The sequence below is a fragment of the Flavobacterium sp. J27 genome (assembly GCF_004303025.1).
In the GTDB taxonomy this organism is placed as follows: Bacteria; Bacteroidota; Bacteroidia; order Flavobacteriales; family Flavobacteriaceae; genus Flavobacterium.
Window position 1 is genome coordinate 1 of the sequence record NZ_PJQW01000026.1, and the last position, 10,606, is coordinate 10,606.

A 10,606-nucleotide genomic window follows, 5' to 3' on the forward strand; every position below is an offset into this window, starting at 1 on the left:
AAGGTTGCAAAATAGAAAAAGTATGGTGCGTGTGAACTTTCTGATGGATTACTAATTTTGAAAATCGCGTAAGTGACTCACCTGCAATATGAATGCTGATTTTTGTACTTATTGCCATGATATATTTGTTTGTTTTTGTTTGTGTAAACGTAAATATAAGAAAAATCCCCCTTATATTCTTGTTTTCAATATCATTTAAACAAAAAATAATTCAGGTAACATTCTTATAACGTTTATTTTCTTATACGTTATTCTTTTATTTGTTTATTTTAATTCTTTCAAAGTAAATCCGCCAAAAAATACTTTGATTGTTTTTTACTGTTTTTTATAAATATCTTTTTTGAGAAAGCATTTACTTCAACAAATTGTTACATTATTTTTTTAAAAACTCATTTTTTTTCTATAGAGATATTAGGAATATTATTTGTATGAGAATCAATTGACTGAGTATCTATTTTAATCTGAGAATTATTTTCTTTACAACTGAATAGAGTTAATAAGAACAGAACACTATATATATTACTCTTTTTCATTACAACTTAGTTACTACTTAGTTTATAATTTGATATAATTTTTTCTCAATTAAATTTTCAAACTTAATTTCTCCAAAATCACTTACATCCTTGTTTTTAGCTGGTATTTCATTTTCATGATTCGCTTTATCAAAATATTCTTCTCCATATTTATGCAAATATATATCATTTCCAGACACCTTAAATGTTATATATCCACTTACTAAAATATTATAATCATAACAGGTTTGTGCTTCAATTGTAAAATATTTTCCTTTTACAACAATATTATTAAATCCTTCAGCCACACAATTATTAGCATTACTATAAATTAAACTGTCATTTTCTTTCCAAATTTGAAAACCATTTTTTGTACCTTTAAAGACTTTTATAGGTAATTGAAAGTGTTCTTGATCATATTTATTTTGTAATGTTTGATTTTTGTAGACAACTATTTTATCTTCAATCCCATCTTCATTAATATCTTTTAAAAATTCATGAATAGCTAATAATTTATCTGAAGCTTTTAATGAACGAACTCTCTTTAACAAATCTGGAAAACGTAACTCTTCTGATGGTTTTAGATTATGCAATACCATATCAGGTTGTGTTGTTTTCCCTTTAAAATAAACAAAAGGTAATTCCAACTGTTCATTCGGTTTGGTAAACACTCCATCTCTTTCATAATTGTTAGATAAAGAAACTAAAAGTTGCCCTTCATCGTTTTGAATGAGTTGTTTTATATCCCATGGATAGCCCCAAAATATTTTATTGGAATACTTTTCGTCTATAACCGCTGGATTAAAATACAAAAGTGGAATTTGCTTATTGTCATATATGTCGTATATAACATAATCTATACCATCTTCAAAACCTTGCGCTCTGATAATCTCCTTTGTCTCATCGTCATCAATATTAACAATCCATTTAAAATTTATATCAAATATAGGATACTGTAATGTTGTAATTAGTTTTTTATTTTTGAACCAATATTCATGTGTTAAAGAATTATTTTCATCATGAGCAGTAATAATATAATCCCTTATACTATCATTATCTAAATTAAAAGTATCAATCTTTTTTATTACATATTCTTTTGGAATTTGACTCTGTAAAACCGTTATATCTAAAATGTTCTTAGGCTTACTTTCTATTTTCTTTTTACAGGAAAATAGCATGGTAAAACTTAACAATACTAAGATATTTATTTTAATTTTAAAACCGTTTTTTACAACCACATTTATTATTTTTTAACTTATTAATCGGCACTATGAATAATGGTTCTTAAAACATCTTTTTTTTTGTTCTAATATAATAGTTGTTTCACCACCTTCAAAAAACATAGTAATATCAACTTTATTCTTAGCTATTTTATAATCTCGCATATAAGACTATCGTTTGATATATCTGACCATTGAATAAAATTATTATGTCTTGTTATTCCTGTAAGAACACCATATTTAATTTTATTTTTATCAAAATCTATAGCAACTCTTGCATAATCATCGTTTTGATAAATATCCAAATAACCATGTAATGAATCTAATACAATTAACGCTGACGTTTTTTCATTACAATCCTTTTTCCATGTTCCAACTATTTTTTTTCCATAAAATTCTAAAGAACCACTATAATTACTTAAAGTTACAGGCAAATTAATAATATCATCAATCTTAAAACTACCATTGTCAACATCTATTAATAAGGAAATAGTAGTAGTATTTCCATTATCATTAATATTTACTAAATATACATTTTTCTTTTTTTATTTCTAAATTAGCAATCCAATTTACATTATAATCTTGTGCATTCACAAAAGGATCATAATCCAAATTCATTTCCACTAATTTATCCAAAAGATTATTAGTTAGATATTTATTCTTTAAATCAGCCAAATAAACAAAATCCACTTTATCTTTAGCATTTTCTTTTAGGTATAAAATATAAAATGTTTTTGATTTTTTTAATTATTATTGCATCATTTGTTATATCTTGTTCTTCTACTGACTGAATTTCAGAATTATTAGTTTCTTTTTTTTCTTTAATTTCTTTACATGAAAGAAATGTAATTATTAACAAAAAAATTGGACATATTTAATCATATTCTTTTTTATTATTGACAAAAAGTCTACTTTATTCTTTCATAAACTTTTACTGGTATTTTATCCAAATTTTTATTGTTTTTTTTCATCAAATCGATATATTTTAAATACGATTGTTTTGCTTCTTCATTTTTTTCAATTTGCCATTGAGCATCGCCTAAATTTAAAAATGCAACAATTCTATTAGGATATTGTTTTATAATTTTTTCTAATATAAATATTGCGTCACTATAATTTCCTAATTGTTCATAATTATATGCAATATTGTTAAAGTCTTCTACACTTGAAATTTTGAAATTCTCAGTCACTTTTTCTAAATTTTCAACTATAGGAAAACTGGTAAACAATTCTTGATTTGTGATAGAATAAGAAATACTTCCTATTGTCTTTCCATTAAAGTTAACAATTGCGGTTTGAGCGGCCGAAGTGTTAGAAGAAAATAATAATTTTTCATCAAAATTTATTGCTTCTAGTTTTTCAAAATTGGTGTTATTTAATTTATAATCTTGAAAATAAATACGGTAAGACTTTGTTCCTTCTTTACCAAAACTTATGCTTTCTTTATAAATGAGATAAACTTCTTTATCATAATAGTATTTATAAGCAACTTGTCTTTTAATAGAAGATGCTGTATAATCATAAATTAAATAAAATATGTTAAAACCCTCAGTTTTTAAATATGTATTTACAGCCATTTCATTAATTACAAACCCTTTGTATTCCTTTTGGCCTACATACAAAGAAGTATTATCAATTCGAATTGAAGTGTCATTTTGAATTGAATTATTACTGCTAACCTTTTCATTTAAAATCAGATTGTAGTCTACAAAGGAAAATATCTTAGGTTTTTCTCCCTTAACATATTCTATAATTCCCCAATTATCATTTAATGTATCTAAATCAATAGAAACATCTTCATTAGCAAAATAAATATAATTTGCTTTTATTTTTATCATCTTATCACCTAATTTCTGAAGTATTTCAGAAAAATAGGCATTATTATCATCTGCAATGGTGTAAAAATTATCTTCTCCTAAAGTCTTTTTAAGAGAATCTATTTTCTTAAGATTAGGCTTATAATAATACACACCACTTTCAGTGATTGTATGTTGATCAGTAGCAACTTTATCTTTATTAAGATTTTCTTTTTCTTGTCCTTTACAAGAAGTTATAGTTATAAAAATTGATAAATAAAAAACTATAATGATTGATATTTGTTTCATTAAAATAATTATTTTATTGTGGTATTTCAACATGATAAACACCATTTTCTGTTAAAACTCTAGATACTTCTGTTCTGCTTTGAATTTCTGTTAAAAAATCAGCTGGATTAGTAAGCCTTCTGATAGAAATATCAAACACGTTTATTGTATTAGAATCTGCACAATGCAATGAGACTGTAGACGGACCTAATTCATTTATTTTCGCTTCCATAAGACTGATTACAACACTTCTTTCTTTTTCTTGATTTGATTCATATACATCGATTACTCTTTGTCCAGGCGCTCTGTAAGTTTCTCTTTGCTCTTGTAAGTCAGCTTGACAATTATCATACATAATTCTTGCTTGATCATGTGGTGTTCTTGCTGTACTCGTAATGTATATATCTAAATTATTTGAAGCTTCACCAACAGTTTGTAATATCTGCCTAGAGCTCTGTGATACTGCATTTTCATGTGCTGATTGCCCTACAAAATGAATATTTACATTGCTTGATGAACTGTCTGCTCCATCACAACTACATTCTATTTTCAAACATTTTTCTATTTTTTCTGCATATTCTTTAATATCTGAAGCCCTATCCGTGCCGTTAATTATTCTTCTTGCATTTAAATAATCCGTTTTATTATCATTTATGTAATCTGCCAATTTTTTACCCGTAAAAGTTCCATCTTCCATACCAAAAATCATTATCTTCATCGCTAATTCATGTTCCAATGCTTTTTCTGGATTATTTATTAAATCAACATTAAATTTATCTTTCATTTTTTGATAATTATCTTTCCATGTTAATTGAACAAATCCTCTTCCATGATACTTTACACCATCTCCTTGAGTCGTATTTCCGTTTGCTATGGATAAATTTCTCCTTTTTTCATTTTTTCCTAATATTGGATCATACATTTGTTCAAAATAAGTATTTCCTCCATATTCATTTATTGGGTTGAATGTATTTGCAGTTTCTAACTTAGATGTTGCTAACATATATGCAATATGTTTTAAATTACATTTCCTTTTTTCATTGGAATAATATTCTGCTGTTGATTTAAACATTTTTTTCAGACTTTCTTTATTATCATTTGTTAATGTTTCACCAAATTCAGTTTGATACTGTTTAAAAAAGAATTCAGAATCAACCAAACAGCATGAACCACCGCCTATTACAAAATAAGATCCTTCTTTTTTCAAAAACTCTTTATGATGCTCTTTCTTATTTCCGCTACAAGAAACATCTAACCAAAGCATTTCCGGTTCTTTTTTATAGGTTGGAAAAGTGATTGTATCGCCTTTATTGTATGTTTTAATTTCTAACGCATTTTCAATTTCATTTTGATAAGCCGTTTTCCCATTTTCTATTTTTGGATTGCCTAATTTTCCTTCTTTTGCATTGGTTAAAATTATTCCAGCTAATCTTGCTTTATTTTCTTCAGTTATTGTGGTACCGTTAGTATTGCTAAAAGTATACGTATAATCACCTTCTTTTTTACCTTTTGTAATTTTCTCTTTCCATTGCTCAAAATCTTCATCTGATTTTGGTCGTAGTTGTATCGGAATTTTTGCTATGCCATTTTCAACAGTTGCCGTAAATTCTGATTTTTCAGTACCTTCTCCTGAAGCTGAATCGTCATCCATTTGTTGTTCCGTAATTTGTATGACTGGTAAAATGGAGTCTGCAGAACCTTTAATGATACCATCTTTTTCTTTGATTGACACCTTCACAGATTTTCCGTTTAAACTTCCTGTTTCAACCACTAAATATACTTTTGCTTCTAATGGAGCGCTATTAATGCGGATAAATTTAGGGCCTAATTTAAACGTTTTAAGTTCAACCGTCTTATTGCTTTCGGTATCTCTACCATATTCCGAAGCTGTTAAACTTTCCACAATTGCTTCTTTTGTAGTATACTTTTTTTCAGCTTTTAATTTATCGTTTACTTTTCCTTTGGTTAAAATGGCTTGAGCTACTGCTTCTTTTTCTGCAGTAGTACTTGTTTTATTGTTGGCTTTGGTACCTCCAAAAGTATAGGTATATGCCCCACCATCTTCAGTAGTTTTTTCTATATATTCTTTTTTAGCGAAATAAGCCGCTAATACATCTTCTTCAGAATCGATAACGGTTACTGTTTTATTTTCAGCGACCTCAACTTTAAAAGAAGAAATATCTACGTCAATCGTTTCACTTAGGATATGTGATTGGGTGTCTTCTACTTGAACATCTACAAATAATTCTTGAAAGTCACCTTCAGACCAATAGCCACCTCCCAAACTTTGTGGTATCCTGTCTAAAAAAACATCAATTTTATGGGCATCAGAATTTAAAACAAACTTTTTATCTACTAAAGTATCATGAGACAAATAATCTTCTTCCATTACTTTAAATCGAATTGTTTTTCCTGTTAATCCTGATGAAAAAACAGTAGCGAGTAATTTTTTGGAACCATTTTTTGCTAAAGTAACTTTACTGATTCCTTTTTCTTTTACAGGAATTGAGCTACCCGCCTTAGCTTTGAAAGAAACGGGTTCTTCTTTTACAGGTTTTTCCCCATTTAATACTTTAGTCGTTTCTTTTTTTCTGGTTTCAACGTGTGCTGGATTTGACACATTCACATTTTCACTAGCTGCTTTTAAAGAACCTAAGTAATAAGCAGCAACATAAAACTCATGTTGACTCCCTTCAGAGGCATTATAAGCATTGGCTATTTTTTGAAAATCGGGTTGCAATAAAAATTGAGTTGTTGCTACTCCTTGACTTCCTATTTGAACTTTTTTAGTTTGTAGTAAATTCTTATTGTTTATTGAATTATGACCGCTTCCATTTGCATCATCTTCATATAACGTTAATTCTACAAAATCATTTTGCATTCCTGTGGTTTGCACCACAACATCTAAGGTACTCCCATAAGTAATTTTCTTAGATTTACTAGAAATTTGTATCGCAGTAATTTCTTTTTCTGTAGCTTCTTTATCGTTTTCACTTAATTTTTGATTTTCATCTTGTTTAAATCCTCCCATATCTGCAGCAGGATTTAAATTACTTGCAACTTCATCATCAGTGGTTTGGACATCTTGTGAAGAAGCAGCTCCTTTTTGTCCATGATTTTCGACAGTTATACATCCTGCACCACCAATAGGACAAGTGGCTTTACTTTCTTCTGTTAAGATTTGTCCTTTATTTGAAAGTGTTACTTTTTGATAAAAATCGGTCCACTGTGTAATTACAGCTTTACAAGGCAAATAATCACTACTTGTAGGTTGTAATTTACATTTCCCAAATGTGTTTTTTTCTAAAGTTTGTCCAACTTCCTTTGTTGTAGCAATAAGTTTTTCCGAACCATCTGAATCATTAGCATAATGCTTACTTTGAGATAACACTTTTATTTTATCTGTCTTTGGCTCCACACTAAACTTACATTTAACAGTTGCACCCTGCACAAGTATATGTTTATCGCTCATGTTCTTATTTTTTACTTATTACACACTACATTATTCATTTAAAGACGATATTGTTAATCGTACTTTTTTATATTTTTCTAATTGTAAATCACATTCAAAAAAAACACTATCTATACTATGTGTTATAGCATTTAATTGATATTTTATTTTTAAATCTCCTGTTACAACTGGATTAGTTCCTGAAGGCATAAAAAAAGAATGGTCTAAATTAGACTCAAAATCTAATTGTGTTCTTTCATCTTTAGCCTTTCCTTTAATTTCAATTTCAACCTTTCCTTTTTTTGACAAGTATGGATTTATTTTCTGATTTACGAGATAATTTACATGCTTGCATTTTGAAAACACGGGTATTTCAAATTCCTTTTCGAAAAAATAATCGGTTGAGTAATTTTCGTAAAGAGCATTAAAATAAACTGTAAAAAAGATATCTTTCATTAATAATTTTTCAAGAACTTCTTTATTAGATATATTTTTTTCATAATAATCTAGATAGTTTATAACCACATCTCCTTGATATTTTTCATACAATGCAATCTTTTGTTCTTTCCAATTTTGAAGAATTTGCTTATGGTTTTTAATTTTTGAAACACATCCGCTTTTACTAATATGCAATTCAAGAGGATAATATACTTGTTCCAATTCTTCTAAAAGATTATACAAAATAGTGTCTGTTTTTAAATCTTTTTCTTTATTTAATTTAGAAATTCTAAAAATAAAATCATCTCCTGTTTTTTTTATTAACTTAATTCCAACTTGAAAATTAAATTTGTAACTAACTGTACCTTGTATAATTTCTTTTTCAATTTGGTATAAATTTTCTTTATTTGTAGGCATTAAATTTAAAAAAGACCCATAACTAAAATTTACTTTAGGCTCTCTTTTAACTTCCCTGATATTAATGGTTGAAGGGACATATAATTGTTTTAGATTTTTTGGAAAAGAAGTACCAATTACACAATCACTAGTAGCAAAGATATTATGAAAACCAGCAATTTCATCTACTGGTTTTTGTAGTTCTTTTGAGACACTAAACAGAGTGTCTTTTTCGCTTAATTCTAATATATTGTATTTCTTTTTCATTTAAAATTGAAACTTAAAGCAACTAATTACCTATTTTAATTCCATTATTTTTAAAAAAAATCATTACATAAAATAATAAACTATGCTCTATTTTTTTTACAGTACTCGATTGTTTTCTTTATTTATGATTTGTTTATTCTGTGATTTCTCTCCAATTTAAACCTCCGTCTTGCGTTTCATACCTCTTTAACAAGTCATTTATATAGACCGTTATAAATCCTTTTTTATCGTTTATAAATTCAATGTGTGCATTTTGTTTAACATAAGAATGATCAACTCTAAACCAAGTATTACCATTATCGTGACTATAATGGATATTATGTAATTTATTTGAACCATCACATTCAATACACGTTTCTAATTCGTAAAACCATACCGTATTATCAACTCCTTTAAAACCATAGTAGTAAGTATTTGAAGGAAAAGCATCTTTTATTAACCCTCTCAAATTGATTACTTTCCACTCTTTATCAGAATTAGCTAAAATCTTCAAACAAGGATATTTTCCAATATTCCCGATTTCATATTTAATTTTATTATGTTCAAATATTTCTGTTTTGTAAGTTTCAATACTTTTATTTGATTCGATTTTTTTAATAGAATAATATTTAATCCCTTTTAAAAAGCCCATTACTACTAGAAAAGTAATCACAAAAAACACAACTATTTTAACAATTTTATTCATTTAATATTGATCTAGTGTTTTAAATTCTGCTTTTATATTTTTAAAATATGCTATTAAATCTTTTAGTTTATTGGCTTCTGTAAAATCATTTAAATCGACTGTGCCATTTGTTGTTTTTTTCCCTTTTCTAAATGCTCTTTCATGCATTAAGACAACAACCTTGCCTTCTGTTTTAGCTACATTATCTATGGGTGTATAGGGATTATTATATGCATAATCTAATATTTCATCTCTAACACTTAGCCAGTTTTTATTTACTCTATCTTTATTTATATTTTCTCCAGAGTACATATCAAAAAAAGGATGTGAAATTTCCCAATTTGAAAAATCCATATTCCCTTCACTTATTCTTTTACCTTCTAAAGCTAAAGAGTCATTATGAAAATTAAATGACATCTCCCATTCTACATCCCAACCAAATATTTTATACCCTTTATTATATAAAAAAGTAGCTTCCTCTTCTGTATCTTTAACTCCAAAAGTAAAAGTTTCACCTCTTGATGTCCTTTTTATATCTTTTAGATTATCATTCACATACCATGTATTTGTTCCTGGAAATCTAGCAAAAGGTGTATTTTGTGATTGGGAAAAAGGGAAACTATTATTTGTAACCCCTTTCCCTATTAATTCTAAAAAATAATTTATTTGATTTTTATTTTTTTCAAAATCATCTTCAACACTTAACCTATTAGAATTGTTATCTATTTTTACACCTCCGTTTCTATAAAAACTAGAATAATGATCATTGGCGTGGGAAAAACTATGGTTTCCTATAATGTGATTTTCATAAATATCTTTTAAAACTTCTGTTGCTGTTTCTCTAAAATATTTAAAAGCATACCACAAATGAATTCCAGTTAAAAAAAATGTGGCTTTAACACCTGTTTCTTTTAGTACTTTCAATACTTCTGCTGTACCTGCTTGAATTCCATCATCAAAAGTTAAATAAATTTCCCTTTTTATTACATCTTCTTCTTTTCTTTCAGGTGGACTTTCTGGAGCTCCAAAACTAACTCCTTCACTTGATGTAATATTTATTTTTTTTCCAGCATTAACAACAATATTACCCTGAGCAAAATACACTTCATTACCCTTAGTTTTTTCTGTTATTGTGCCTTGTACAAGCCTAGTACGAGTCATTTTAAAATAGATTAGATTTTTCTGTACTATTTAATTTCACTTCTTTTTGCGAATGTTTTGCTACTTCACCCTCAGAAGATTGAATAATCTCCCCTTTACTATTTGTAATTCTATCTTTCTCTGTATTTGATTCTAAATTTCCAGTGACAATCTCTAACAAATCACCTACAACGTTTAACAAGCTACTTCCTCCTACAAATGTATTCTGCATCATTCCAATTGTTGTGGATTTATCAATTCCTACTTGCTCAACCATATTCATTCCCGAAGAAGTATAAATATTTTGAGCAGCAGCAATAGAAATATTTCTACCAGCATTCATGATAATATCATTAGGCGCATTTACACTAATATTTCCTTTTCCATCCATCATCCAAGTATTACCACTAGGATCTTCTATAAAAACACTGCCT

At 27.6% G+C, this 10,606-nt stretch carries 8 protein-coding genes and 1 pseudogene; all 9 read right to left on the minus strand.

Going from position 1 to position 10,606, the window contains the following annotated elements; all coding sequences use genetic code 11:
• Positions 1–550 precede the first annotated feature (550 nt).
• Positions 551–1,750, minus strand: coding sequence for a hypothetical protein (locus CX675_RS19545; RefSeq protein ID WP_130736943.1), 1,200 nt, complete (start codon positions 1,748–1,750; stop codon positions 551–553).
• 128 nt (positions 1,751–1,878) lie between these two features.
• The gene (locus CX675_RS19550; RefSeq protein ID WP_130736944.1) at positions 1,879–2,166 is read right to left on the minus strand and encodes a hypothetical protein; all 288 of its coding nucleotides are present in this window, start codon (positions 2,164–2,166) and stop codon (positions 1,879–1,881) included.
• A gap of 79 nt (positions 2,167–2,245) precedes the next feature.
• Positions 2,246–2,422: a DUF3828 domain-containing protein gene (locus CX675_RS20295; RefSeq protein WP_370277923.1), complete on the minus strand. Its 177-nt coding sequence runs from the start codon at positions 2,420–2,422 to the stop codon at positions 2,246–2,248.
• 218 nt (positions 2,423–2,640) lie between these two features.
• Positions 2,641–3,837 carry a tetratricopeptide repeat protein gene (locus CX675_RS19555; RefSeq protein WP_165396102.1) on the minus strand — a complete coding sequence of 399 codons (1,197 nt, stop codon included), beginning with the start codon at positions 3,835–3,837 and terminating at the stop codon, positions 2,641–2,643.
• A gap of 13 nt (positions 3,838–3,850) precedes the next feature.
• Complete coding sequence (locus CX675_RS20360; protein ID WP_205728657.1) at positions 3,851–7,288, minus strand: PAAR-like protein; 3,438 nt, start codon at positions 7,286–7,288, stop codon at positions 3,851–3,853.
• Between the two features lie 30 nt (positions 7,289–7,318).
• Positions 7,319–8,368 (minus strand): hypothetical protein, encoded by a 1,050-nt coding sequence (locus CX675_RS19570; RefSeq protein ID WP_130736946.1) that lies wholly within the window; start codon positions 8,366–8,368, stop codon positions 7,319–7,321.
• A 133-nt stretch (positions 8,369–8,501) separates the two neighbouring features.
• Entirely contained in the window at positions 8,502–9,053 is a 552-nt protein-coding gene (locus CX675_RS19575; protein WP_130736947.1) for a hypothetical protein, read from the minus strand.
• Complete coding sequence (locus tag CX675_RS19580; RefSeq protein ID WP_130736948.1) at positions 9,054–10,193, minus strand: polysaccharide deacetylase family protein; 1,140 nt, start codon at positions 10,191–10,193, stop codon at positions 9,054–9,056.
• 1 nt (position 10,194) lies between these two features.
• A pseudogene (locus CX675_RS19950) lies at positions 10,195–10,606 on the minus strand (type IV secretion protein Rhs); the annotation flags it as partial.